We start from the raw sequence: 24,125 nt of genomic DNA, 5'->3' as shown, positions 1-24,125 counted from the left end.
GACGCAGTGGCGTGCTATTTCACCGTGAGGAAGCCGTCACCTGAATAGACCCATCCCTGGCCTGCCGGAAGGTTGCCATGTGCCCCGCCGGGTAGGTCGGGAATCTTCAGCAGGCACCAGTTGTCGGCGCACGGTTGGACAGCCTCGAGCGAGCGGCCGACTGCGAGGAAGAATGGATCCTCGATCCTGCTTCCACCTGGGCCGTCGTAGACATCTGACGCCTGCTCGACCTTGGCGGTGACAACCGGTGGCTTGTTTTCGACCGGTTTGTTGTCAACGGGTGCAGGCTCGGCCGCCCGAGCGGAGCACGTGAAGTTTCCTCGCGCCGTCCAGTTGTTCGTCGCGTTGGCCTCATTGACCGTGGTGCCGGTCGCGACACCATTGGGGTCGATGTGGCCCGCGAACGCGTTCATCGGGTGCTTGTCGCCAACGCCCTGCGTCCAGTTGATCCGGAACTTGATCGTGTCCCCTTGGTATGTTCCTCCGCCGGGTTCGATCTCCCCCTGGTACACGCCGCCGCCGGGCAAATGGGCAATCGACGCGTTCGCGGGGTTCGTACGAACCTTGTTCGTTCCGCCAAGCCATGGCACTCCTAGCCAGACTCCGTTGTCGAAGTCGATGAAGAGTGCGTCCTCGGCGAATCGCCAATCGAGGCAGGCTGGGGCTGCGGCTGCCGGGATCGGGATGGACAACATCCCCGCGGCGGCGGCGACGGTCGCTGCGGCGGCCATGATTTTCCGTGTGGTGAACATGTGCATGACGCTACGAATGACATGGATCCATATCAATCAGGTGGCTCCCTACGTTTTCGCGACGAGCAGGGCAACGTGTCTTGCGGGGTGGCGCCGCACACTCGGCGACGCGTCGGTCGCCCCGCCTAGACTGGCCGGGTGCTCATTGGTTCGCACGTCCATCAAGACGACCCCATCGCAGCGGCGGAAGCCGACGGCGCCGACGTGGTGCAGTTCTTCCTCGGCAACCCGCAGAGCTGGAAGAAGCCCAAGCCGCGCGACGACGCCGAGACGCTGAAGGCGGCGAGCATGCCGCTGTATGTCCACGCGCCGTATCTGATCAACGTGGCGTCGGCGAACAACCGCGTTCGCATCCCGTCGCGCAAGATCCTGCAGGACACCTGCGACGCGGCGGCCGAGATCAACGCCACCGCGGTGATCGTGCACGGCGGCCACGCCGATGACAACGACATGGAGGCCGGTTTCGAGCGCTGGGTAAAGGCACTCGACTACCTGGAAACCGACGTACCGATCTACTTAGAGAACACCGCGGGCGGGGACCATGCGATGGCCCGCTATTTCGACACCATCGGCCGGCTGTGGGATCACATCGGTGACACCGGCATCGGCTTCTGCCTTGACACCTGCCACGCCTGGGCGGCGGGCGAGGCGCTGATAGACGCCGTCGACCGCATCAAGGCCCTCACCGGCCGCATCGACCTCGTGCACTGCAACGACTCCAGGGATGCGGCGGGCTCCGGTGCCGACAGGCACGCCAACTTCGGCACCGGCCAGATCGATCCTGACCTGCTCGTTGCCGTGGTCACCGCCGCCGGCGCTCCCGTCATCTGTGAGACCGCCGACGAGGGTCGCAAAGACGACATCGCCTTCCTGCGGGATCACCTCGACTAGACCGCAGTTTTATTACTGAATACGGAACGAACGTGCGGTTTCAGCTGGGTGAACTAATCTCATCGGAGTGACCGCAGTTGACGAGGTGCCAACTGCGGTTCCGCGCGTGGCCGAGGCCCCCGTCGCGACCCGTTGGCGACGGCTCAGATATGTGCGCTGGGCTGCGATTGTCGTGTGGGCGACGGTGGTGGTGTACCGCACGGCCACCGACGGATTCGCATTCAACCGGGAACTGCTGCTGCTCTACATCGCGACCGGTCTGCTCGCCGCCAGCATCGGGCAGGGCCGACGGATGCTTTTTGTCATCCGCGACTGGCTGCCGTTCGCTCTCGTGCTGGTCGCCTACGACCTCAGCAGGGGAGCGGCCGATCTCATCGGGCGGCCCACGATGTGGCACTGGCAGGTCGACGCCGACCGCTGGATGTTCTTCGGCGTCATGCCGACGGTCTGGCTGCAGGAACACCTCAAGATGCCGAATCCGCCCTGGTGGGAAGTCGTCCTCAGCACCGTCTACATGTCGTTCTTCGTGCTGCCGTATGTGGTGGCGGGTGTGCTGTGGCTACGGAACCGCGACGAGTGGAAGTCGTTCGTCAAACTGTTCGTCGGACTGTCCTTCGCGGCCCTGGTCATCTACGCGCTTCTTCCCGCGGCACCGCCGTGGGCCGCGTCGCGATGCTCCGCCGCCGATGTCGAGGGTGGCCCATCGGGCCCGGAATGCATGTTCCGATCCGCGCGAAACGTCCCCGACGGCGGCCTGCTCGGGGCAATGCAGACCACCCAGGACGGTGCCAACGGCTGGATCGAGCGCATCGTCGGCCGCGGGTGGGGCAAGTTGAACCTGCACACCGCCAGCGCGCTGCTCGACCAGGGCCAGGCCAGCGTCAATCTTGTGGCGGCAGTCCCGTCTCTACACGCAGGCATGACCCTCGCGATCTCGGTGTTCCTCTGGAACCGTGTGCGTCGCGGATGGCGGCCGGTGCTGGCCGCGTACGTGATCGTCATGGCTTTCACGCTGGTGTACACCGCCGAGCATTTCGTCATCGACATCCTGCTCGGGTGGGCGCTGGCGGCGGTCGTGATGATGGCGATGGACAGGTTCAGGTCGCGACGGGCAGGACCGTCGCAGGACGAAGCCGAGATTCAACCGAGCGCGGCTGTCACTTCGTGATGTGATCGCAGCGTGAAGGTCCAGTCGCGCGGGTTCAGCATCGATTACACCGTGGACGGGGATGGGCCGCCGCTGGTCCTCGTCGCAGGGACGCTGTGCGCGGCCCGGCAGTGGGTCGAGTACGGATACGCCGCGGCGCTGGCTCGGCGCTGGCGCATCATCAACATCGATCCGCTTGGGCACGGCGACAGTGACACCCCGCATGATGCCGATTCGTATGAGGCCGCGGGAGTGACGGCCGACCTGATCGCGGTGTTGGACGCCGAGGGAGTGGACCGCGCCATTGTCTGGGGGTGGTCGCGCGGGGGTTGGCTGGCGTGCAATATGGCGAGCCGCTATCCAGACCGAGTGGACCGCATTGTCGTCGGCGCATACGCGATGCACGCCCACGAACAGGAGGTCGGCCGGATGCTGATGCCGCTGGCCGGCTTCTTGCGGGACGGAAACTGGTCCGGGATCTGGCGGACGCTGGCCATCACCGACCGCGAGTTCCAGAAGACGATGGAAACGAGCAATGACGCGCTTGCCGTCGCGGCGGCAGTGGAAGGTTCGAAACGGCCCACACGGTATGTCGATCCGGCTTCGATCGCTTGCCCCGCAACATATTACGTCGGTTCCGAGGACTGGATCGTGCCGCACGTGCGCGCTGATGCCGAGGCTCTCGACGCCACCGTCGACGTGATCGACGGGCAGGGGCACATGGGGTCTTTCTTCGTGTCGGCCGAGCCGGTGCTGAAGGCGGTGACCGCGCGCCTCGCGCGTTGACATGCGTCGAAGCTCGGGGATCCTGACGATAGCGGCCGCTACGATTCCCGCATGACCGACAGCGAAACAGCGCCGCAACCTCACGCTCGTGCGAAGTCCCCGGAAAAGTCATCAGGGGGAGGGGCTCGCTGGGTGGCGCTGTTCACGGCGTTCATCGCGTTGGCCGCGCTCGGTGTCGCGGCATGGGCTGTGGTGCTGGCGTGGCCACAAAAGGACGCGACGGTCCAGCCGACCGCGGAGTCGAAACAGAAGGTGTGCGCGGCATTCGAGACCGTGAGCAAGGCGGTTCAGCTGCAGACCCACGCCGATCTCGGACCGGACCCGGTCGCGCAGACCGCGGTGGCGGGTAACGCGCGGTTGGCGTTGATCGGCGGCGGTGAATACCTGCTGAGTCGCCTCGACGATCAGACACCACCGGACCTGGCCGAAGCCGTTCGGTTGTTTGCGAACAACCTCGAAGACATCGGGGTCAACGCGCTGGCAGGCGCAACCAACGAGGATCCGCAGCAGGCGGCGCGGCTCACCGCCGGCGAGGACGGCAGGAACAAGGTCGCCGACCTCTGCAAGTAGCGCTACCGCTAGTTCACCTTGAGAAAGTCGTCGCCGGAGTACACCCATGCCTGGCCGGCGGGGAGGCCGCCGTGTGCTCCGCCCGGCAGGTTGGGTATCTGCAGTAGGCACCAGTTGTCGGCGCAGGGTTTGACGGTGGTCAGCACGCTGTCGTTGTCAAGGAAGAACGGCTCTTCGAGCCTGTTGCCCCCAGGTGCGTCGTAGACGTCCGAATCCTTGAGAACCGTCACCGTGCCAGGCTTGCCCTCTGCGGCCCCGCCGCCGTTCTGCGCGCCCTGGGCACAGAAGAATCTGGCAGTGGCATTCCAATCGACATCGCCAAGGTCGTCGTGACCAACGAACTTCACTTTGCCAGCTGCGAAACCATTGTCGTCCACTTTGCCGGAGTACTGGGCGTTGGGCAGCACGCCGGGATCGGAGCTGGTCAAGGTAAGTGCTATGGAATCGCCAGTGATGCTCCCGTTCACGGTGGCGTCCACAGCAGGAAGTCCCGCACCTGAATACTTTGCTGCTCCGTTAACCGCTGCACCGGTGGAAAAGAAGGTGACAAGCGTTCCCTGGGCACTGCGAATTTCGACCGGCCCCGAGAAGATGAACTGCGTGCATGCGGGCGCCAAAGGAAGCGGGTAGCGGGGCTCAGCCTGCGCCGGTGCGTGAACGCCAAGGAATCCCGCCACTGCCGCACATGCGGTGACGGCGCACTTTGCGGCTACTGACTTTACTGACATATGGGCCTCCGATGGATCGCGTCGCGCGCAGCTGACTCGCTCGGAACGTATCGCCGAATGGATCAGGAAGGAATCGGGTGTTTCCCTACTGTTTGAGTTCGCTCGATGTCCGCAAGTTCACCGTGACGCCGGTGAGTTGCCGTAGGCCGTTTGTTACACGCATTGTGCGGCTGTCGCAAAACTGTAATATCGGTGACATGTCAGACACGCACGTCGTCACCAACCAGGTCCCGCAGCTGGAGGACTTCAACCCGGCCTCGTCGCCGGTACTCACCGATGCGTTGATTCGCGAGGGCGGGGAGTGGGGCCTCGATGAGGTCGCCGAACTCGGCGCACTCTCCGGCGGCGCCCAGGCGCAGCGCTGGGGCGAACTGGCCGACCGCAACCAGCCGATCCTGCACACCCACGATCGCTACGGCCACCGCGTCGACGAAGTCGAATACGACCCCGCCTACCACGAGCTGATGACGGTCGCGATCGGGCACGGCCTGCACGCCGCCCCGTGGAGCGACGACCGGCCAGGCGCCCACGTCGTCCGCGCCGCCAAGACATCGGTGTGGACACCCGAACCCGGCCACATCTGCCCGATCTCGATGACCTACGCGGTGGTTCCGGCGCTGCGCTTCAACGAGGAACTCGCCGAGATCTACGAGCCGCTGCTGACCAGCCGTGCCTACGATCCCGAGCTGAAAGTGCCTGCCGCCAAAGCCGGTATCACCGCGGGCATGTCGATGACCGAGAAGCAGGGCGGATCCGACGTCCGCGCGGGCACCACCCAAGCCACCCCGAATGCCGACGGCAGCTACAGCCTGACCGGGCACAAGTGGTTCACCTCGGCGCCGATGTGCGACATCTTCCTGGTGCTGGCCCAGGCGCCAGGGGGCTTGTCGTGTTTCTTCTTGCCGCGAGTCCTGCCCGACGGCAGCCGCAACCGAATGTTCCTGCAGCGCCTCAAGGACAAGCTCGGCAACCACGCCAACGCGTCCTCGGAGGTCGAATACGACGGTGCCACCGCGTGGCTGGTCGGCGAGGAGGGCCGTGGCGTGCCGACCATCATCGAGATGGTCAACCTCACCCGGCTGGACTGCACACTGGGCAGCGCGACCAGCATGCGCACCGGTCTGACGCGCGCCATCCATCATGCGCAGCATCGAAAAGCGTTCGGCGCCTATCTGATTGACCAGCCGCTGATGCGCAACGTGCTCGCCGACCTCGCGGTGGAGGCCGAGGCTGCAACCATCCTTGCGATGCGGATGGCCGGTGCCACCGACCGCGCGGCGCGCGGCGACGAGCGTGAGTCGCTTTTTCGCCGCATCGGCTTGGCGGCCAGCAAGTACTGGGTCTGCAAGCGCGCGACTGGACACGCTGCGGAGGCGATGGAATGCTTCGGCGGCAACGGTTATGTCGAGGAGTCCGGCATGCCGCGGCTGTATCGCGAGGCGCCGCTGATGGGCATCTGGGAGGGATCGGGCAACGTCAGCGCGCTGGACACGTTGCGCGCCATGGCAACTCGGCCGGAGAGCGTCGGCGTGCTGTTCGATGAGCTCGCCGAGAGCCAAGGTCAGGATCCGCGGCTGGACGCCCACATCGATTCGCTCAAGCCACAGTTCGACGACGTCGAGAGCATCCAGTATCGGGCCCGCAAGGTCACCGAGGACATCGCCCTTGCGTTGCAGGGCTCGCTGCTGGTGCGGCACGGGCATCCGGCCGTCGCCGAAGCGTTTCTCGCCACCCGGATGGGCGGCAAGTGGGGCGGCGCCTACGGCACCATGCCCGACGGCCTGGATCTCGCGCCGATCCTCGAGCGGGTGCTGGTCAAGGGATGACGCCCTCTTCCGGCACTGCCTCCTCCGCCGAGCTGGGCCCACACGTCAGTAGGGGAACGCAAATGTCCCCTGAAACTCGGCATTTCGGGTACTTTCGCGTCTGCTCGCGACTGAAGGTGACCATCTGATGACGCACGCGATCAGGCCGGTCGACTTCGACAACCTCAAGACGATGACCTATGAGGTCACCGATCGGGTCGCCCGAATCACGTTCAACCGCCCCGAAAAGGGCAACGCCATCATCGCGGACACCCCGCTGGAGTTGTCCGCGCTCGTCGAGCGGGCCGACCTGGACCCCGATGTCCACGTCATCCTGGTGTCGGGCCGGGGAGAAGGGTTCTGTGCCGGTTTCGACCTGTCGGCTTACGCCGAGGGATCGTCGTCGGCGGGCGGCGGCAACCCGTATGCGAACACCGTTCTGTCCGGCAAGACGCAGGCGATCAACCATCTGCCCGATCAGCCATGGGATCCGATGATCGACTACCAGATGATGAGCCGCTTCGTTCGCGGCTTCTCCAGCCTGATGCATTGTGACAAGCCCACAGTGGTCAAGATCCACGGCTACTGCGTGGCAGGCGGCACCGACATCGCGTTGCACGCCGACCAGGTGATTGCCGCGTCGGACGCCAAGATCGGTTACCCGCCGATGCGCGTATGGGGCGTGCCCGCCGCGGGGCTGTGGGCGCACCGACTCGGCGACCAGCGCGCGAAACGCCTTCTGTTCACCGGTGATTGCATCAGCGGCGCGCAAGCGGCGGACTGGGGCTTGGCAGTGGAGGCGCCGGAACCGGCCGACCTCGACGAGCGGACCGAACTCCTCGTCGGGCGCATCGCCGCAATGCCGGTGAACCAGCTGATCATGGCCAAGCTCGCGCTCAACACGGCGCTGCTGCAGCAGGGGGTCGCCACCAGCCGGATGGTGAGCACCGTTTTCGACGGCGTCGCCCGCCACACCCCCGAGGGGCACGCGTTCGTCGCCGAGGCGCGCGACCACGGTTTCCGCGAGGCGGTGAAGAGCCGCGACGAGCCGTTCGGTGATGCGGGCCGCAAGACGTCCGGGGTCTGACCGGTGGCCACGCTGCGCCGGATGACGGCGCGCTCGGTGGTTTTGAGCGTGCTGCTGGGTGCTCATCCGGCATGGGCAACCACAGCCGAACTCGTCCGTCTCACAGCCGATTTCGATATCAAAGAAGCCACGCTGCGAGTCGCTCTCACCCGGATGGTCAGCGCAGGGGACCTGGTGCGTTCCGAGGACGGCTACCGACTGTCCGACCGGCTGCTGGCCCGGCAGCGACGTCAGGACGACGCGATCAATCCGCAGCTGACGCCGTGGGACGGCTCATGGGCGACATTCGTTATCACCAGTGTCGGCATCGACGCACGTATCCGCGCCTCGCTGCGGGTGACGTTGCAGCAGAACAGGTTCGCCGAGTTGCGCGAAGGTGTCTGGCTGCGGCCCGACAATGTCAACGTCATCTTGCCTGATGAGGTGCGCTCGCGCGGGCGGCTGCTGCACTCCTACGACGACAGCCCTGCCGAACTGGCCGCCCGGCTGTGGGATCTACCGGCCTGGGCGAGCGCCGGCAGCCTGCTCCTCGACGACATGTCTGCGGCTGCCGATGTTCCTGGCCGATTCGTTGCGGCCGCGGGGATGGTGCGCCACCTGCTGACCGATCCCGTGTTGCCGGACGAGTTGTTGCCCGTCGGCTGGCCCGGTGCCGCACTGCGGAATTCCTATGCACAGTTCGCCATCGAACTGGTGGCCAGATCAAACGAGTACGAACCAATGGAGGCGCGATGAGCGTGCGAGTCGAACGCAACGGCCCGGTGACCACCGTCATCATGAACCGACCCGAGGCCCGTAATGCCGTCAACGGCCCGACCGCGGCCGAATTATTCGCCGCCTTCGATGAATTCGACAACGACGACTCGGCGCGGGTTGCGGTGCTGTGGGGTGACAACGGAACCTTCTGCGCCGGTGCCGATCTCAAGGCGTTCGGCACACCGGACGTCAACCCCGCACACCGAACCGGGCCGGGCCCGATGGGGCCGACCCGGATGGTGTTGTCCAAACCGGTGATCGCCGCGGTGAGCGGCTACGCGGTGGCCGGTGGCCTGGAGCTGGCGTTGTGGTGCGACCTGCGGGTGGTGGAGGAGGACGCGACTATGGGTGTCTTCTGCCGACGTTGGGGTGTCCCGCTGATCGACGGTGGCACGGTACGGCTGCCGCGACTCATCGGCCACAGCCGCGCGATGGACTTGATCCTGACCGGCCGCGGTGTCGATGCCGCCGAGGCCCTGGCGATGGGCCTGGCCAATCGCGTCGTGCCGACGGGCGAGGCGCGGGAGAAAGCCGAGGAGCTCGCCGCGGAACTGGCCGCACTGCCGCAGCAGTGCATGCGGGCGGACCGGACGTCTGCGCTCCGTCAGTGGGGAGTGTCTGAAGCCGACGCCATGGATTTCGAGTTCGGCAGCCTGTCGCGCGTCGCGGCCGAGTCGCTCGAAGGCGCGCAGCGCTTCTCGAAGGGAGCCGGACGCCACGGGGCGAAGGCTTAAGACTCGACGCGCTGGGTGTTGCTGACGAAGTCGCCGATGGCATCGGCGGCCGCCTCGGCCCCGTCGCGCTGCCGGATCTGAGCGCCCAGCCGACCGGCGGCCTCACGGTAGTCGGGGTCGTTCAGCACGGCCTGGATCGCCGCTCGAATGCGTTTGGGCCCAGCATGTTTCCGCAGAAGGATGCCCGCACCGGCGTGCTGAAGTGCCGCGCCGACACCTTTCTGGTCGATCATCGGGTTGGCCGGCATGACGATCTGCGGCACGCCGAACGACAGCGCCCGCATCGCCGTGCTGTGTCCGCCGTGTCCGACCATCAGAGACGCGGTGGCGAGGACGTCGTCATGGTCGAGCCACGCGTGCATCGCTGCGTTCTGCGGCACCCGCAAGCCTGCGGCGTCGATAGCCGGTCCCACCGTTACGGTCGCCTCGACCGGTAGCGGTGCAATCGCGTCGAGGATGTTCTGCAGCATTCGACGTTGCCCGGCGAAGGCACATGTGCTGAGGCTGACCAGGATTCGTGGCACACGGGCCTGCTCGGCGGCTTTCGGCACTCCCTGCCACACAACACCGGCATGGCATACCGCAGGACGTCCGCGCATCGGGTCGAGATCAGCGCGAGCGGAGACCACCTGGAGCAGCCCTCGGTGTTCTGGCGCCAGCGGATCCGTGCCGCGCAGCCGGAGGACCCAGCCGACCGGGCTCGCCGCGAGGTCCTGAACGGCGCGATAGAAGCAGTGCACGAAAACGATCGTCGGGATGCCGGAGTCGACGATCTCGGGAATTCCAGCGGTGAGGATCATGTCGACGACGACGGCGTCCACATCGTGGCGCCGCGCGCCCTGCACCACACTGTGGCCAAGGCGTCGATCGGCCGCCACTCGGGTGAACGCCGTCATGATCGCGGCCAGCGACCGCTGCACGGTGGGGTCGAAATGCTGTCCTTCGGTGAACGGCTCGAACGCGAGGCCCGCTGCCTCGACCCGCTCGCGAACGCCGCGATGACCGAGCACCAGGATTTCGACGCCGCGGGCTCGAAGCGCCCGCGCGACCGCCAACTGCGGCGGGATGTTACCGCCGCCGTCCACGATTGCGAAGAGAATCCTCACCGCGCCTCCGCGGCTACTTCCGTGAGATCCGTTGCGGCCAAAAGCGCTTCGGTCATCAGCAGCATCCGGTCATGGACTTCGTCGACGGACAGCCCGCGGTCGCGGCGCATTAACTTCCATGCGTAGACATCGGTGGCGACGACGAGGACGTCGATCAGCCGCAATCGCGCCGCGGTCTGTTCGGGAAGGCGGTCGGCGAAAACCTCGTCCACCCATTGGCGATGTGCGAGCCGACCGGCGTTGTTCATCCGCGCGGCGCGCGGGTCACTCTCGTCGGTGAGCATGGCGAGTACGACGCTGCCTCGCCGTTCGTAGTGGGCGATGAGAACCTTCAACGCGGCTTCGGGGTCGCCCCGTGGCGGGACGCGTTCCGCCATCACCTCGTCGTAGGCCCGCGACCACGCAGCCTCGACCAAGGCGTCTCGGCTGCCGAAATGCCGAAGCACGGTCTTGACTGTCACGTCCGCCCGCTGGGCGACGGCGGGCAGCGTGATCGCGAAGGACCGTTCGGCCATGAAGGTGTCGATCGCAGCCGTGACGATCGCGTCGCGGGTGGCAGCTTTGGCCTGCTGGCGCGCGCCCATGTCGTACTTCCGCGGTTTCATGTCCATCGGAATGTACATCAAATCCACAATTGGTGTCCATGGTTATAGACACCAAAAACGCAGCGTCAGCCCTTGCTGATCTTGTTACCCGATCCGGTGTCGTTGACCTTGGGATCGCCCTGCTTGTAGGTGACGGTGTTGTTGAAGCCGACGACGCTGAGGCCCTTGTCGACGCGGTCCATGTTGACGGTGTTGTCCGCACCACCGATGTTGGCGTTGGCGCAGGTGCCCTTGACGGTCAGCTTGTTGTTGTTGCCGCCGATGTTGAGCGATTTGCCGTCCGCGCAATCGAGCTCGGTGGTCGTGCCGACCGAGCTGTAGTTGATGGTGTTGCCGATCTCGACCTGTCCGCCCTCGGTTCCGAATGTGGCGGTGGGAGTGTTGGAGTCGCTGCTGTCCGCACCGCAGCCGGCGAGCCCGATCATCGCGGCGGCAGCCACCCCGATCAAGACGTGCGTACGCATGGTTCCTCGCTTCCGTTCGATGCGATCAGAACTCGGCGATCACGCCGGAATGCGGTCGATCCGGTTCGTCATGCCCAGTTCCCGTCCACGATCCCAGACAACCGGCTCGCCGGCTTTGTAGAAGACGGTCTGGTCGGAGCCGTACACCGTGATGTCGTTGATCACGTTGTCGGCGACGATGAGGTTCCCCGAGCCCTGCACCGTCACCGCCCAGCAGGTGCCAAGCGCGTTGATGGTGTTGTTGGCCCCCAGCACGATCAGGGTCGACTCGTTGCAGTCGATGGTCTGAGTCGACCCGATCGAGGTGATGTGCGTGTCGCCGTTTTTGGCCTGCGCCTCGGGCAACCCCACCGCCACCGACATGGGCAGGGCGACCAGGCATGCGGCCATCGACCGGCCCGTTGCTTTCCAACCCCCAGCGGTCATGGCTGTAGAGCGTACGTCGCGGGCGTCCTTCATGGCAGTACTTGACCGCTTCGATCCACGGCTGGGCCTTGGCCGAACGAGTCGCGGTGCCGCACCGCGCTCGGTAGCGTGTGCAGGCGATGCGTTGGCGTGTCAAAGCGGTTGCTATCGCGGCGGTCACAGCGGTGGTGACCGGCGCCGGATGCGCGCAGACCGTCAACGGGACCGCGCAGCGGGCCCACCCCGCCGTGCCCGATCCGCAGCGCAGCTACGGCTACGTCGACAACCGGTGCGGGTTACTGGAGGACAGCTCGATCCAGGAGATGCTTGGCGCCGAGAACGTGGTGCGGCCCTACAGCGGCGCCGTATGTCAGTACGTGCTGGAGCGCGATTCTGGGCGTGATGCCGGCGCAGGCAGCCCTCCGGCCATCACTGTGGACGTCGTCTTCTCCTGGTTCGAGGCCGGCAGCCTTGACCGGGAACGGACCCTGGCGCAGCAACGCGGTGCCCGGGTCACCGAGAAGGACGTCGAGCGGCACGAAGCCTTCCTCGCCCGCCGCGACACCAACGGCGCAGGCTGTTCGGCGACCGCCGCCGCGGGCACCGGGGTGCTCAGCTGGTGGGTGCAGACCCGCGGCAACACCGACGCCGACCCCTGCAAGGACGCCGAAAAGCTACTCGCAGCCACGCTGTCGTCGGATCTATGACGATGTCGCGTCGTACGCAGTCCCGCTTCCGTGCCGCGCTGGCCGCCGGTGTCGCCGTGCTGGCCGCCGGCTGCAGCACTGCGGAACACCCTGTCGCGCCGGACACCCCGGCCGCACCGCAGAGCAGTGGCTTCCAGAGCGGTGATTGCAACAACGTCACCGACGCCGACGTCGCCAAGGCCGTCGGATCGGCGACGTTCACCAAAGTCGTGGACAGCGACGCGGGCTGCTTCTGGCAGGAGAACACCATGCTCGGGTCCTTCGGCGCGGGCATGGGCATCTCCACATGGTGGTACCGCGGCAGCGACATGGACACCGAGCGGACCCTCGAGCAGCAGGCCGGGCGGACGCTGACCGAACTGTCCGTCGACGGCAACAAGGGATTCAAGGCACACGACGCCAACGCATGCAGCATCTACGTCTCCAAGGGCGGCGACGTCATCACCTGGTCGATCCAGACGATGAATCCGGCCACCTTGCCCGATCTATGCGACATCACCCAGCAGCTCGCCCAGCTCAGTCAGGAACGTGTCAACTGACTCTGCCGGAAACTAGAGGTGTTAGTTTTCGCATATGACAGGCCGTCCCGCGCCCCAATCGACCGGTCGGCGACCGGCGAAACTGAGCCGGGACGCCATCGTCAACGCCGCCTTGACCTTCCTGGATCGCGACGGCTGGGACGCGTTGACGATCAACGCGCTGGCGACCCAGCTCGGCACCAAGGGGCCCTCGCTCTACAACCACGTCGACAGCCTCGAGGACCTGCGCCGCACGGTCAGGATGCGAGTCGTCGGCGACATCATCGACATGTTGAACACCGTCGGCCAGGGCCGCACCCGCGACGACGCAGTGATCGCGATGGCCAGCTCCTACCGCAGCTACGCCCACCATCACCCGGGCCGGTACTCGGCATTCACCCGGATGCCGTTGGGCGGCGACGATCCCGAGTTCACCGACGCAACCAGGGCGGCCGCGATGCCGGTCATCTCGGTGCTGTCGTCCTACGGCCTGGACGGCGAGGACGCCTTCCACGCCGCGCTCGAATTCTGGTCGGCACTGCACGGTTTCGTGCTGCTGGAGATGACCGGGGTGATGAACGCGATCGCGGACACCGATACAGTGTTCAGTGACATGGTCATGCGGCTCGCGTCGGGCATGCAGAGGCGTTGAGTATCCGTACGGGTTGACCTGCGGTTAGGTGCCTGGTCGCGGGTTTGGATCGACGTGCTCCGCCCTGGTATCGTGGATCGCCGTGCCTGGCAGGTAAGCGGTTGCCGCGCGCCGGGCCGAATTCGCATGTCGTTGAGCATCGGAAACGGATCGTCAAAAATCCGGTGCGGGCGCGTGCGACACACCCGGTCGCGGGGTAAGCGATCGGGGCATAACAGCAGTACAGAGACTTAAGAACAACACGAAGAGACGAAGAAGGAAAGCCGGTAGATGCCAACCATTCAGCAGCTGGTCCGCAAGGGTCGCCGCGACAAGATCGCCAAGGTGAAGACCGCGGCCCTCAAGGGCAGCCCGCAGCGGCGCGGTGTGTGCACCCGCGTCTACACCACCACCCCGAAGAAGCCGAACTCGGCGCTTCGGAAGGTGGCGCGCGTCAAGCTGACCAGCCAGGTTGAGGTCACGGCCTACATCCCCGGTGAGGGTCACAACCTCCAGGAGCACTCGATGGTGCTGGTCCGCGGCGGTCGTGTGAAGGACCTCCCGGGTGTGCGCTACAAGATCATCCGCGGTTCGCTGGACACCCAGGGCGTGAAGAACCGCAAGCAGGCCCGCAGCCGTTACGGCGCCAAGAAGGAGAAGAGCTGATGCCGCGCAAGGGGCCCGCACCCAAGCGTCCGCTGGTCAACGACCCGGTCTACGGATCGCAGTTGGTCACCCAGCTGGTCAACAAAGTTCTGCTGGACGGGAAGAAATCGCTGGCCGAACGCATTGTTTATGGTGCGCTCGAACAGGCCCGCGACAAGACCGGCACCGATCCGGTCGTCACTCTCAAGCGCGCTCTGGACAACGTCAAACCTTCGCTCGAGGTGCGTAGCCGCCGCGTCGGTGGCGCCACCTACCAGGTTCCGGTCGAGGTTCGGCCGGATCGGTCGGTGACGCTGGCCCTGCGTTGGCTCGTCAGCTTCTCCAAGCAGCGGCGCGAAAAGACGATGGTCGAGCGTCTGTCCAACGAGATTCTCGACGCCAGCAATGGCCTGGGTGCCGCCGTCAAGCGACGCGAGGACACCCACAAGATGGCCGAGGCGAACCGGGCCTTCGCGCACTACCGCTGGTGAGAAACGCCTGCGGTGCGCGGAACCGCGGGGCGGCGACGTCCAACGGATGCGGCCGCCGGGCGTGACGACAACAGCAACCAAGCAACCGAAAGAGTGAAATTTCCGTGGCACAGAAGGACGTGCTTACCGACCTGAACAAGGTCCGCAATATCGGCATCATGGCGCACATCGATGCCGGCAAGACGACGACCACCGAGCGCATCCTCTACTACACCGGTATCAGCTACAAGATCGGTGAGGTGCACGACGGTGCCGCCACCATGGACTGGATGGAACAGGAGCAGGAGCGAGGCATCACCATCACCTCGGCTGCCACCACCACGTTCTGGAAAGACCATCAGATCAACCTGATCGACACCCCCGGCCACGTCGACTTCACCGTCGAGGTGGAGCGCAGCCTGCGGGTGCTCGACGGTGCCGTTGCCGTGTTCGACGGCAAGGAGGGCGTCGAGCCTCAGTCCGAGCAGGTTTGGCGGCAGGCCGACAAGTACGAGGTTCCGCGCATCTGCTTCGTCAACAAGATGGACAAGATCGGCGCCGACTTCTACTTCTCCGTAAAGACCATGGAGGACCGCCTCGGCGCGAACGTCATCCCAATCCAGCTGCCGATCGGCTCGGAGAGCGAGTTCGAGGGCATCGTCGACCTGGTGGAGATGAACGCCAAGGTGTGGCGGGGCGAAACCAAGCTGGGCGAGACCTACGACACCATCGAGATCCCCGCCGATCTGAAGGAGCGGGCCGACGAGTACCGCACCAAGCTGCTCGAGGCGGTCGCCGAGACGGATGAGGCGCTGCTGGAGAAGTATTTCGGCGGCGAGGAGCTCACGGTCGAGGAGATCAAGGGTGCGCTGCGCAAGCTGACGATCACCTCAGAGGCATACCTGGTGCTGTGCGGTAGCGCGTTCAAGAACAAGGGCGTGCAGCCCATGCTCGACGCGGTCATCGACTACCTGCCGTCGCCGCTGGACGTGCCGCCTGCCACCGGCCACGCGCCCGGCAAGGAGGATGAGGTCATCGTCCGCGAGCCGTCGACGGACGAGCCGTTCGCGGCGCTGGCGTTCAAGGTCGCCACGCACCCGTTCTTCGGCAAGCTGACCTACGTCCGGGTGTACTCGGGCAAGGTCGACTCCGGCTCACAGGTCATCAATGCCACCAAGGGTAAGAAGGAGCGGCTGGGCAAGCTGTTCCAGATGCACTCCAACAAGGAGAACCCGGTGGAGTACGCGTCGGCCGGCCACATCTACGCGGTGATCGGGCTGAAGGACACCACCACCGGTGACACCCTGAGCGACCCGAACAACCAGGTCGTGCTGGAGTCGATGACCTTCCCCGATCCGGTGATCGAGGTCGCCATCGAGCCAAAGACCAAGAGTGACCAGGAGAAGCTGAGCCTCTCGATCCAGAAGCTCGCCGAGGAGGATCCGACCTTCAAGGTGCACCAGGACGTCGAGACCGGTCAGACGGTCATCGGCGGCATGGGCGAATTGCACCTGGACATCCTGGTCGACCGGATGAGGCGCGAGTTCAAGGTCGAGGCCAACGTCGGCAAGCCGCAGGTCGCCTACAAGGAGACCATCAAGCGCAAGGTGGACAAGGTCGAATTCACCCACAAGAAGCAGACGGGTGGCTCGGGTCAGTTCGCGAAGGTGCTCATCTCCATCGAGCCCTTCTCCGGCGAGGACGGTGCGACCTACGAGTTCGAGAACAAGGTCACCGGTGGACGCATCCCGCGTGAGTACATCCCGTCGGTGGATGCCGGTGCGCAGGACGCCATGCAGTACGGCGTGCTGGCCGGCTATCCGCTGGTGAATCTCAAGGTGACCCTGCTCGACGGTGCCTACCACGACGTCGACTCGTCTGAGATGGCATTCAAGATCGCTGGCTCACAGGCGCTGAAAAAGGCTGCGGGACAAGCCCAGCCGGTCATCCTGGAGCCGATCATGGCCGTCGAGGTCACCACGCCCGAGGATTACATGGGCGACGTGATCGGCGACCTGAACTCCCGCCGTGGCCAGATCCAGGCCATGGAGGAGCGCAGCGGTGCACGCGTGGTACGGGCGCACGTGCCGCTGTCGGAGATGTTCGGCTACGTCGGCGACCTTCGGTCGAAGACCCAGGGCCGGGCGAACTACTCCATGGTTTTCGATTCCTACGCTGAAGTTCCGGCGCAGGTGTCGAAGGAGATCATCGCGAAGGCGACGGGTCAGTGAGAATCGAGGGCCGTCAGGCCCGAGGCTCGGAGCTGGCCCGGAGTCGAGTAATCGACTGCGCGAAGGCGACGGGTCAGTAAACGCGACGGCGACGGGTCACTAGTCTGACCTGTTGCCACCGCGGCGAACAACAACTGCAAAGATCAACACACTGCTTTACAACAAGCACCAACACAGTCCAGGAGGACATAGAAGTGGCGAAGGCGAAGTTCGAGCGGACGAAGCCGCACGTCAACATCGGGACCATTGGTCACGTTGACCACGGCAAGACCACGCTGACTGCGGCTATTACGAAGGTTCTGCACGACAAGTTCCCCGAGTTGAACGAGGCGTCGGCCTTCGACCAGATCGACAACGCACCTGAAGAGAAGGCGCGTGGTATCACGATCAACATCTCCCACGTGGAGTACCAGACCGAGAAGCGTCACTACGCACACGTCGACGCTCCCGGCCACGCCGACTACATCAAGAACATGATCACCGGCGCGGCTCAGATGGACGGCGCGATCCTGGTGGTTGCCGCCACCGACGGCCCGATGCCCCAGACCCGTGAGCACGTGCTGCTGGCCCGCCAGGTCGGCGTGCCCTACATCCTGGTGGCGCTGAACAAGGCCGACATGGTCGACGACGAGGAGCTCATCGAGCTCGTCGAGCTGGAGGTCCGCGAACTGCTGGCCGCCCAGGAATTCGACGAGGATGCTCCTGTCATCAAGGTGTCGGCGCTCAAGGCCCTCGAAGGGGACCCGGAGTGGGTCAAGTCCGTCGAGGAGCTTATGGACGCCGTCGACGAGTCGATCCCGGATCCGGTTCGCGAGACCGACAAGCCGTTCCTGATGCCCGTCGAGGACGTCTTCACGATCACCGGCCGTGGCACCGTCGTCACCGGTCGTGTCGAGCGCGGCGTGATCAACGTCAACGAAGAGGTCGAGATCGTCGGGATCAAGCCCGGCACCACCAAGACCACGGTCACCGGCGTCGAGATGTTCCGCAAGCTGCTGGACCAGGGCCAGGCAGGCGACAACGTCGGTCTGCTGGTGCGCGGTGTCAAGCGCGAGGACGTCGAGCGTGGCCAGGTTGTCGTGAAGCCCGGCACCACCACGCCGCACACCGAGTTCGAGGGCAGCGTCTACATCCTGGCCAAGGACGAGGGCGGCAGGCACACGCCGTTCTTCAACAACTACCGTCCGCAGTTCTACTTCCGCACCACCGACGTGACCGGTGTGGTGACGCTGCCGGAGGGCACCGAAATGGTGATGCCCGGTGACAACACCGACATCTCGGTGAAGCTGATCCAGCCCGTCGCCATGGACGAGGGTCTGCGCTTCGCGATTCGCGAAGGCGGCCGTACCGTCGGCGCCGGCCGGGTCACCAAGATCGTCAAGTGACGTTCTGACCTAGATAGCGCAAGTGGCGCTCATCCGAAAGGATGGGCGCCACTTTGCATTTGGGTGATAGCGCCCAAACCGACATTTGGGCGCAAAAGTACGAGTAGTGCGCGCCATTTTGTCGATCTCGGCGACGGGGGTCCTCGGCGACAGGACGTCAGTCCATCGTCAACACCATGCGGAATCGCGCAGCGCCGCTCATCATCTTGTCGTAGGCCGCCTGCACCTCCGACAGCGGCACCGTCTCGGTCATCGGCCGGACGCCGGTCAGTGCCGAAAACCGTAGTGTGTCCTCTGAATCCTGCGAGGTGCCCGACGCGTGTCCTTGGACGGCGGCAGACTTGAAGATCAACGGGGCCAACGGCGTTTCCATCGGTTCGGGTGGTGCGCCGACGACGACGAGCTGACCGCGCGCCTTGAGTCCGCCGATGGTGGCCGCCATCGCGTCCGCAACGGTGACCGTTGCGAGGATGACCTGCGCGCCACCCAGCTTGTTCAGCTCGTCGGCGACGTCATACGCCGTGGAATCGATGTAGTGGTGTGCGCCAAGCTGTTTGGCCAACGGCTCCTTGTCCTGACCGCGCGCGATTGCGGCAACCTCGAAGCCCATCTTGGCGGCGTATTGAATGCCGAGGTGGCCGAGTCCGCCGACGCCGAGAACGGCGACGAGATCACCGGGCCTGGCCACGGATTCGCGCAAGGAATTGAAGGTGGTGATGCCCGCACACAGCAGTGGGGCGGCGTCGACATAAGACAGGTCGTCGGGAATGCGCGCGATCGCCTCTGCGGGTGCAACCATGTACTCCGCGTAGCCGCCGTCGTACGCGATGCCAGGGACCTTGCCGTTCACACAGGAGATGAAATCGCCTCTGCGACAGGGCTCGCAGGTGAAATCGCAGCCGCCGAACCAGCCAACCCCGACGCGATCACCGACCTTCCACGTGCGCACGCCTTCGCCGACCGCGTGCACCTCGCCGGCAATCTCATGGCCGGGCGCGCGTGGGAACGAATTACCCATCATGCCGATCACCGTCAGTAGGTCGGAATGGCAGACGCCGCAGGCGTGCACCTTGACGCGGACGTGCCCGGGGCCCGGTTCGGGGATTTCGATGTCGGTCAGTTCGAACTTTTCGTTCGCCGCGGGAACGCGGGCGATCTTCATGGTGGCCACGCCGGTGAGATTACCCAGGCTGCGACGAACAGCCGAGAATCTTGCGAAATGCGCACCCCAGCGCCTACCTGAGTACTTCCTGAGGCGTGGGGGGCGAGTGAGGGAATAGCACACTACCAGAGATGTTACGAGCTAATTACCAAACCGGCGATACTACTGCAAGAATTTTTTCTTGGGCCGTGGCGTCCTCATAGCCTGTTTACGGGCCCGCAAGTAACATTGTCCGCCTGTCGGTAAGAAGCCCAGTATGCCAGTCGGCGTAAGAGCTGGTCAATTGCCATTTTTGGGACTAGTGACCCAGCGCCGAACGCGTTTGCAGGGCTTCCGTGGGCCTCTTAGCTGTAGTCAGGGATGCGCGACCAGTAACTCGCGTCATGTGACGCTTGACACAACCTGTAGCAAACCTCTAGTGTCTGATTTCGCAACTTAGGTGTTACACAGCTTTCATCCGAGAGGTGGGACGAGGATGAACCAGGATCACTGCAGCGCGGGCTTGTCGGAAACCAGGAGAACTGGCTCGCACAGGGCGCCGCGGAGGCGTCGGTCGCTCGTTGGTCGGACGGTCGTGGTGGGTGGCGCGGCCGTTTGCATCGGACTGCTTGCCGAGACGAACGTGCCGGACGCGCACGCGCTCTCCATCTTGCTTCCCGGAGGCAACGGCAACGCGACGCAGATCAACATCCTCGAGGGCAATGTCTTCTTGCCGCAGTTCGGTCTGGGCGGAGACGGCAGCAATAGCAGCAACAACCGGACCATCGGAAGCATCATCTTCGGTGGCAGCGATCCGACCGGAAGATCCTACGAGATCGGGACAATCGCGCTCGGCGGCGCCACCGGCAGCGGCAATGTCACGCAGATCAACGTCCTGTCCTACAACATCATCAACCCGCAGGCGAGCATCTTCGGCAACAACACAAGCGTCAACACGACCGTTAGCAATGTCTCGGCGGGCAACGGCAATGGGCAAACGACGACGAGCGCGGACTCGGGGTCGCTGTTCGGTCCCGCCCTCGGCAGCGGCAACACGACTCAGCTCTCGTTGTTTTCGAGCAACATCTTCAACCCGCAGATCAGCCTGTTCGGCTCCAATTTGAGCCAGAACACAGCGGTGACGAACGTCTCCGCGGGCAATGGCAACGGCAGCCCAACGACGTCGACGGGGATCTTCGGTGGGGCGTTCAGCGCCATCACGGGCAGCGGCAACACGAACCAAGTAGCCGGAGCATCGGGGAACATTTTCAACCCCCAGTACAGCCTTCTCGGCAGCAACACGAGCAGCAACCTGGCGTTGACGAATCAGTCGTTCTTCAACGGCAATTTCAGCCCGACTTACACCGAGGGCGGCGGCCTTGGGGCGTTCATGGTCGGCTTGACGGGCAGCGGCAACTCAAATCAGGTAGCCGGCCTTGTCTCCAACATCTTCAACCCGCAGGGCACGTTCGGGGGTGTCAATGTCAGTGAAAACACGGCCGGCTCAAACAATGCCGGTTGGAACGGCCAGTGGAGCCCCAATGACGTGAGCAGCGGGGGAAACAACACCATCCTCGGACAGCTTGGCAGCGGCAACGCCAACCAGATCGGCAACGGCAACGGCAACATCGTCAACGAGCAGTTCCGGCTGTTCACCGGGCTGACGCAGGGTCAGCAGCAGGACCCCGTCGTCGAGCAAGTGCAGACGACCTCGGAGCCGCAAGAGCCGGCCGAACTCACGAATGCCCAGATCAGTTCCAGTGAGGATGCGGGCGGCACGGGTGCAGGCACTGGTTCCGGTAGCGGTTCCGGACTACTGCTCGATGCGTCCGGTCAGCCGACCGCGACTGCGGGAGCGGGCACGCTTGGGCCCATCGGCCAGCGTGTCGCCGACGCGGTGAAGAACGCCTCAGACACCGTCAAGGGTGCTCTGGGTCTGAGCAAGCCGAAAGACACCAGCGCCGACAGCTCGACATCTTGATAAGGGGACACGAGAACTCAGCAAGGAGGTGCGGATGACGTGACTGTGCAGAGCAGTGTCACTGAATCGCACTGCAGGCAAACCGAAATCAACGTCGACAGAACACAAATCGAAACAGCAAGATAAGAGGGAGCTCAAACAAATGGGTACACATCGCAAATCGCATGAGGGCATGTTGAAGAAGACCCTGGCCGCCGGCGCGATCGCCGGTGCCGCCGTTGGCCTCGGCGCACTCGCCGGCGCGCCGACAGCCTTCGCCGACAACAACGACAACGAGGGCTGGTGGCTCGGTAGCGGCAACGCCAACAACAACAACACCATCATCGGGCAGATGGGCAGTGGCAACGCCAATCAGTTCGGCAACTTCAACGGCAACATCATGAACAACCAGTTGAATGCCCTCAGCCCAGTGGTCGGCGGCACCGCGGTACAGGCCAACACCACGGCCCCGGTAACTTCCCCGGTCACCACCAATGCGCAGACCTCCGCCCTCAACGGCGGTGCCGCGGCGATCCCGATCAACGCCGGCACGACTACCTCCGCCTCCGCCCCCATCGGTGGCGCTCTGGCTATGCCGATCGGCGTCGGGGCAAACACCCAGAACACCGGTGGCCAGGTTCCCGCGGAGGTCAACACCCCCGTCAACACGACGGCAGGCGCCGTAACACCGGTCACTACGAACACTGGTACGGCGGGCCCGATCGACAACGGTTCCGATCCCACCAATAACACCGGCGGAACGTTGACTGCGACCGGTGGTGAAATCAGCGGCGAGACGACTGCCGGTAATTCCGGTGCCGCGACTGCCACCAACGCCCAGGTTGCCAGCTCGTCTGCCTCGTCGACTGTCAACGGCACCGCGAGCAGCAGCGGCGGCAACACCACCCAGAACAGCACGGTCACCAACACGGTCACCAACAACACCAGCAACACCCAGTCGGCGACCGCTGCGGGCAATCACGCTACGAACACCTCGAGCAACAACACCAACACCGGTAGCGGGAACAACAGCCCGAACAGCGTCGGCAACGACAACGACGACTGACCGGAGCTAGGCCGGAACGGCGCCCACCCCCACCGGTGGGCGCCGTTTCATTTTCCTTCGCGTCTGCGGAAGGCGAGCACGGCGCCTGCGGCGGGCAGCAGTGCTGCCGCAAGGACTAGGAATATGACGGTTATCCCGGCGCCCGTTGACATTTCGGCCCGCCGCAACACCTCGAGCATCGTGCCGGAGACCGCGACGCCCACGCCTGCCAGTGTCACCAACGACGTCAGCGCGACGCCTGCCGCCTCACCCGCGCGCTCGGGTCGCACGACCGCCTGCGTGGCAACGGTGGTGAACGCATACGCCAGACCCATGGCGAATCCGCATGCGGTGAGCGCGACGACGTAGACGACCCAGCCGCGCGACACCGCCAGCGCCGCCAGCGATACGGCGGCGGCAACGCAGCCGACCCCCATCACGAGCAACGGCGGATACTTCGCGGCCAATCGTCCCGAGAGCGGGCCGCCCAGTGCAGCACCGATGGACGGGCCCAGAAACGTGAGGCCGGCCATCAGCGGGTCGAGGCCGCGCACCTGTTGCAGGTTCAGGGTGGAGAGGTAGATGGTCACCGCGTAGGCGATGTTTGCGATGGTGCCCGCGATCACGAGAACGGTGAAGCGTGCGTTGCCGAACAGCGAAAGGTCGAGCAGCGGCCAACGCACCCGTCTCTCCACGTGAACGAACACACCCAACACCGCGAGCGCGCCTACGAACGCGATGACCGTCGAGGGCGACAACCAGCCCCAGGCCGGTGCGCGGTCAAAGGTCAACGTGAACAGGCCGATTCCGATGGTGATCAATGCCAGGCCGGTGACGTCGATGTGGCGCGGCACGGTGTCGTCCGAACTCTCGGGCACCGTCAGTACGCCGATCACGAAGGCGACCAATGTCAACGGCACCAACAACCAGAAGATCCATCGCCAGCCCAACGTCTGGGTCAACAGGCCACCCACCAACGGCCCTGCCGCATTTCCCAAACCCGCAATGCCGTAGGCCAACCCGATCGCGCGGCCGGCGCGCACCGCAGGAAACGTGTTCGTCAGGACGCTGACAGATACCGGAAAGATCAGCGCCGCGCCGACACCCTGCACGGCGCGGAAAGCGATGACCAGAGCTGCCGACGGCGCAACCGCACACAACGCCGATGCGAGCCCGAATATCGCGATGCCTGCCAGCAGCGCCCGTCGACGCCCGAAGATGTCACCGATGCGGCCCGCCGGAACCATGAAGGCACCCAAGGCCAGCATGTAGACACTGATCACCCACTGCAGGTCGGTGGCGTTGCTCTCGAGGTCCGCCGCCATCCGCGGCAGCGCCAGGTTCATCGCGAAGTAGTCGATCTGAACGCAGAACAGCGCTGTCGACACCGCCGCGAGGATCCACTGGGGCCGCACGGTGCCGCTCGACGAGCTCACGCGCCGACGATACGACCCGCAACGGTCGATCCCGCTGATCGTGGATTTTGTGATGCATCTGTAACGCGTGAGACCTGTGTGGCGATAGATCTCGCAGTTAACATGTTTTTGCTGGTCGGG

The 24,125-nt window shown here is 64.8% G+C and carries 25 protein-coding genes; 17 read left to right on the top strand and 8 right to left on the bottom strand.

Translation table 11 applies throughout. The features are described 5' to 3' along the window. Positions 1–14: 14 nt before the first annotated feature. Positions 15–752 carry a hypothetical protein gene (locus tag D6M19_RS20005; RefSeq protein ID WP_164478591.1) on the bottom strand — a complete coding sequence of 246 codons (738 nt, stop codon included), beginning with the start codon at positions 750–752 and terminating at the stop codon, positions 15–17. 138 nt (positions 753–890) lie between these two features. Between D6M19_RS20005 and D6M19_RS20000 the strand changes: the two genes are divergently transcribed. From D6M19_RS20000 to D6M19_RS19985, 4 genes are all read left to right on the top strand, one after another. Further along, on the top strand, positions 891–1,643 hold the full coding sequence (locus D6M19_RS20000; RefSeq protein WP_123026982.1) for a deoxyribonuclease IV: 753 nt from the start codon (positions 891–893) through the stop codon (positions 1,641–1,643). Positions 1,644–1,710: 67 nt separating this feature from the next. Continuing rightward, positions 1,711–2,811, top strand: coding sequence for a phosphatase PAP2 family protein (locus tag D6M19_RS19995; RefSeq protein ID WP_123026981.1), 1,101 nt, complete (start codon positions 1,711–1,713; stop codon positions 2,809–2,811). Positions 2,812–2,823: 12 nt separating this feature from the next. Beyond that, positions 2,824–3,576 carry an alpha/beta fold hydrolase gene (locus tag D6M19_RS19990; RefSeq protein ID WP_123026980.1) on the top strand — a complete coding sequence of 251 codons (753 nt, stop codon included), beginning with the start codon at positions 2,824–2,826 and terminating at the stop codon, positions 3,574–3,576. 51 nt (positions 3,577–3,627) lie between these two features. Further along, positions 3,628–4,146 carry a hypothetical protein gene (locus D6M19_RS19985; protein ID WP_164478590.1) on the top strand — a complete coding sequence of 173 codons (519 nt, stop codon included), beginning with the start codon at positions 3,628–3,630 and terminating at the stop codon, positions 4,144–4,146. An 8-nt stretch (positions 4,147–4,154) separates the two neighbouring features. On the opposite strand, the gene D6M19_RS19980 is transcribed toward D6M19_RS19985, so the two are convergent. After that, on the bottom strand, positions 4,155–4,823 hold the full coding sequence (locus tag D6M19_RS19980) for a hypothetical protein (RefSeq protein WP_164478589.1): 669 nt from the start codon (positions 4,821–4,823) through the stop codon (positions 4,155–4,157). A 248-nt stretch (positions 4,824–5,071) separates the two neighbouring features. Here D6M19_RS19980 and D6M19_RS19975 point away from each other — a divergent pair, with 248 nt between their 5' ends. The 4 genes from D6M19_RS19975 to D6M19_RS19960 all read left to right on the top strand — a co-directional run bounded on the left by D6M19_RS19975 (position 5,072) and on the right by D6M19_RS19960 (position 9,256). Continuing rightward, a complete protein-coding gene (locus tag D6M19_RS19975) occupies positions 5,072–6,700 on the top strand; it encodes an acyl-CoA dehydrogenase family protein (protein WP_123026977.1) in 1,629 nt (542 codons plus the stop codon). A 127-nt stretch (positions 6,701–6,827) separates the two neighbouring features. Next, complete coding sequence (locus D6M19_RS19970) at positions 6,828–7,766, top strand: crotonase/enoyl-CoA hydratase family protein (protein ID WP_123026976.1); 939 nt, start codon at positions 6,828–6,830, stop codon at positions 7,764–7,766. A 21-nt stretch (positions 7,767–7,787) separates the two neighbouring features. After that, on the top strand, positions 7,788–8,501 hold the full coding sequence (locus D6M19_RS19965; RefSeq protein WP_123027011.1) for a PaaX family transcriptional regulator C-terminal domain-containing protein: 714 nt from the start codon (positions 7,788–7,790) through the stop codon (positions 8,499–8,501). Further along, on the top strand, positions 8,498–9,256 hold the full coding sequence (locus tag D6M19_RS19960; protein WP_206428575.1) for a crotonase/enoyl-CoA hydratase family protein: 759 nt from the start codon (positions 8,498–8,500) through the stop codon (positions 9,254–9,256). The genes D6M19_RS19965 and D6M19_RS19960 overlap by 4 nt, the downstream gene beginning before the upstream one ends. Here D6M19_RS19960 and D6M19_RS19955 read toward each other — a convergent pair. The 4 genes from D6M19_RS19955 to D6M19_RS19940 all read right to left on the bottom strand — a co-directional run bounded on the left by D6M19_RS19955 (position 9,253) and on the right by D6M19_RS19940 (position 11,857). Next, a complete protein-coding gene (locus D6M19_RS19955) occupies positions 9,253–10,362 on the bottom strand; it encodes a glycosyltransferase (protein ID WP_123026975.1) in 1,110 nt (369 codons plus the stop codon). The genes D6M19_RS19960 and D6M19_RS19955 overlap by 4 nt on opposite strands. Further along, positions 10,359–10,967 carry a TetR/AcrR family transcriptional regulator gene (locus D6M19_RS19950; protein WP_164478588.1) on the bottom strand — a complete coding sequence of 203 codons (609 nt, stop codon included), beginning with the start codon at positions 10,965–10,967 and terminating at the stop codon, positions 10,359–10,361. Before D6M19_RS19950 ends, D6M19_RS19955 begins: the two co-directional genes overlap by 4 nt. 65 nt (positions 10,968–11,032) lie before the next feature. Next, positions 11,033–11,431: a DUF3060 domain-containing protein gene (locus tag D6M19_RS19945; protein WP_123026973.1), complete on the bottom strand. Its 399-nt coding sequence runs from the start codon at positions 11,429–11,431 to the stop codon at positions 11,033–11,035. Positions 11,432–11,470: 39 nt separating this feature from the next. Then, the gene (locus D6M19_RS19940) at positions 11,471–11,857 is read right to left on the bottom strand and encodes a DUF3060 domain-containing protein (RefSeq protein WP_164478587.1); all 387 of its coding nucleotides are present in this window, start codon (positions 11,855–11,857) and stop codon (positions 11,471–11,473) included. Positions 11,858–11,976: 119 nt separating this feature from the next. Here D6M19_RS19940 and D6M19_RS19935 point away from each other — a divergent pair, with 119 nt between their 5' ends. The 7 genes from D6M19_RS19935 to tuf all read left to right on the top strand — a co-directional run bounded on the left by D6M19_RS19935 (position 11,977) and on the right by tuf (position 18,423). Further along, entirely contained in the window at positions 11,977–12,543 is a 567-nt protein-coding gene (locus tag D6M19_RS19935; RefSeq protein ID WP_123027009.1) for a DUF3558 domain-containing protein, read from the top strand. After that, positions 12,540–13,082 (top strand): DUF3558 domain-containing protein, encoded by a 543-nt coding sequence (locus D6M19_RS19930; protein WP_407665375.1) that lies wholly within the window; start codon positions 12,540–12,542, stop codon positions 13,080–13,082. The genes D6M19_RS19935 and D6M19_RS19930 overlap by 4 nt, the downstream gene beginning before the upstream one ends. 34 nt (positions 13,083–13,116) lie before the next feature. Next, the gene (locus D6M19_RS19925; protein ID WP_123026970.1) at positions 13,117–13,713 is read left to right on the top strand and encodes a TetR/AcrR family transcriptional regulator; all 597 of its coding nucleotides are present in this window, start codon (positions 13,117–13,119) and stop codon (positions 13,711–13,713) included. Positions 13,714–13,983: 270 nt separating this feature from the next. Beyond that, entirely contained in the window at positions 13,984–14,358 is a 375-nt protein-coding gene (rpsL, locus tag D6M19_RS19915; protein ID WP_007167812.1) for a 30S ribosomal protein S12, read from the top strand. Then, positions 14,358–14,828, top strand: coding sequence for a 30S ribosomal protein S7 (gene rpsG / locus D6M19_RS19910; RefSeq protein ID WP_123026969.1), 471 nt, complete (start codon positions 14,358–14,360; stop codon positions 14,826–14,828). The genes rpsL and rpsG overlap by 1 nt, the downstream gene beginning before the upstream one ends. A 104-nt stretch (positions 14,829–14,932) precedes the next feature. Then, a complete protein-coding gene (gene fusA / locus D6M19_RS19905) occupies positions 14,933–17,038 on the top strand; it encodes an elongation factor G (protein WP_123026968.1) in 2,106 nt (701 codons plus the stop codon). A gap of 194 nt (positions 17,039–17,232) precedes the next feature. Next, complete coding sequence (tuf, locus tag D6M19_RS19900; protein WP_123026967.1) at positions 17,233–18,423, top strand: elongation factor Tu; 1,191 nt, start codon at positions 17,233–17,235, stop codon at positions 18,421–18,423. Positions 18,424–18,580: 157 nt separating this feature from the next. Here the strand turns inward: tuf and D6M19_RS19895 are convergent, their stop codons facing one another. Further along, entirely contained in the window at positions 18,581–19,585 is a 1,005-nt protein-coding gene (locus D6M19_RS19895; protein ID WP_206428578.1) for an alcohol dehydrogenase, read from the bottom strand. A gap of 577 nt (positions 19,586–20,162) precedes the next feature. Here D6M19_RS19895 and D6M19_RS19890 point away from each other — a divergent pair. Further along, positions 20,163–21,545 (top strand): hypothetical protein, encoded by a 1,383-nt coding sequence (locus tag D6M19_RS19890; RefSeq protein WP_164478586.1) that lies wholly within the window; start codon positions 20,163–20,165, stop codon positions 21,543–21,545. A gap of 172 nt (positions 21,546–21,717) precedes the next feature. Continuing rightward, positions 21,718–22,590: a hypothetical protein gene (locus D6M19_RS19885; protein ID WP_206428574.1), complete on the top strand. Its 873-nt coding sequence runs from the start codon at positions 21,718–21,720 to the stop codon at positions 22,588–22,590. 47 nt (positions 22,591–22,637) lie between these two features. Here the strand turns inward: D6M19_RS19885 and D6M19_RS19880 are convergent, their stop codons facing one another. After that, positions 22,638–24,005 (bottom strand): MFS transporter, encoded by a 1,368-nt coding sequence (locus tag D6M19_RS19880; RefSeq protein ID WP_234834947.1) that lies wholly within the window; start codon positions 24,003–24,005, stop codon positions 22,638–22,640. Between the last annotated feature and the right edge of the window lie 120 nt (positions 24,006–24,125).

The sequence above is a fragment of the Mycolicibacterium stellerae genome, from assembly GCF_003719305.1.
GTDB lineage: Bacteria > Actinomycetota > Actinomycetes > Mycobacteriales > Mycobacteriaceae > Mycobacterium > Mycobacterium stellerae.
This window is presented reverse-complemented; position numbering and strand designations above follow the sequence as displayed.

What these genes read in the sequence shown, in the direction of transcription:
- D6M19_RS19930 (WP_407665375.1), top strand. Translation starts at nt 12,540, where the DNA reads ATGACGATGTCGCGTCGTACGCAGTCCCGCTTCCGTGCCGCGCTGGCC.
- D6M19_RS19965 (WP_123027011.1), top strand. Translation starts at nt 7,788, where the DNA reads ATGACGGCGCGCTCGGTGGTTTTGAGCGTGCTGCTGGGTGCTCATCCG.
- D6M19_RS19960 (WP_206428575.1), top strand. Translation starts at nt 8,498, where the DNA reads ATGAGCGTGCGAGTCGAACGCAACGGCCCGGTGACCACCGTCATCATG.
- D6M19_RS19950 (WP_164478588.1), bottom strand. Translation starts at nt 10,967, where the DNA reads ATGAAACCGCGGAAGTACGACATGGGCGCGCGCCAGCAGGCCAAAGCT.
- D6M19_RS19895 (WP_206428578.1), bottom strand. Translation starts at nt 19,585, where the DNA reads ATGAAGATCGCCCGCGTTCCCGCGGCGAACGAAAAGTTCGAACTGACC.
- D6M19_RS19970 (WP_123026976.1), top strand. Translation starts at nt 6,828, where the DNA reads ATGACGCACGCGATCAGGCCGGTCGACTTCGACAACCTCAAGACGATG.
- D6M19_RS19935 (WP_123027009.1), top strand. Translation starts at nt 11,977, where the DNA reads ATGCGTTGGCGTGTCAAAGCGGTTGCTATCGCGGCGGTCACAGCGGTG.
- D6M19_RS19940 (WP_164478587.1), bottom strand. Translation starts at nt 11,857, where the DNA reads ATGACCGCTGGGGGTTGGAAAGCAACGGGCCGGTCGATGGCCGCATGC.
- D6M19_RS19985 (WP_164478590.1), top strand. Translation starts at nt 3,628, where the DNA reads ATGACCGACAGCGAAACAGCGCCGCAACCTCACGCTCGTGCGAAGTCC.
- D6M19_RS19975 (WP_123026977.1), top strand. Translation starts at nt 5,072, where the DNA reads ATGTCAGACACGCACGTCGTCACCAACCAGGTCCCGCAGCTGGAGGAC.
- D6M19_RS20005 (WP_164478591.1), bottom strand. Translation starts at nt 752, where the DNA reads ATGTTCACCACACGGAAAATCATGGCCGCCGCAGCGACCGTCGCCGCC.
- D6M19_RS19945 (WP_123026973.1), bottom strand. Translation starts at nt 11,431, where the DNA reads ATGCGTACGCACGTCTTGATCGGGGTGGCTGCCGCCGCGATGATCGGG.
- rpsL (WP_007167812.1), top strand. Translation starts at nt 13,984, where the DNA reads ATGCCAACCATTCAGCAGCTGGTCCGCAAGGGTCGCCGCGACAAGATC.
- D6M19_RS19885 (WP_206428574.1), top strand. Translation starts at nt 21,718, where the DNA reads ATGTTGAAGAAGACCCTGGCCGCCGGCGCGATCGCCGGTGCCGCCGTT.
- rpsG (WP_123026969.1), top strand. Translation starts at nt 14,358, where the DNA reads ATGCCGCGCAAGGGGCCCGCACCCAAGCGTCCGCTGGTCAACGACCCG.
- D6M19_RS19925 (WP_123026970.1), top strand. Translation starts at nt 13,117, where the DNA reads ATGACAGGCCGTCCCGCGCCCCAATCGACCGGTCGGCGACCGGCGAAA.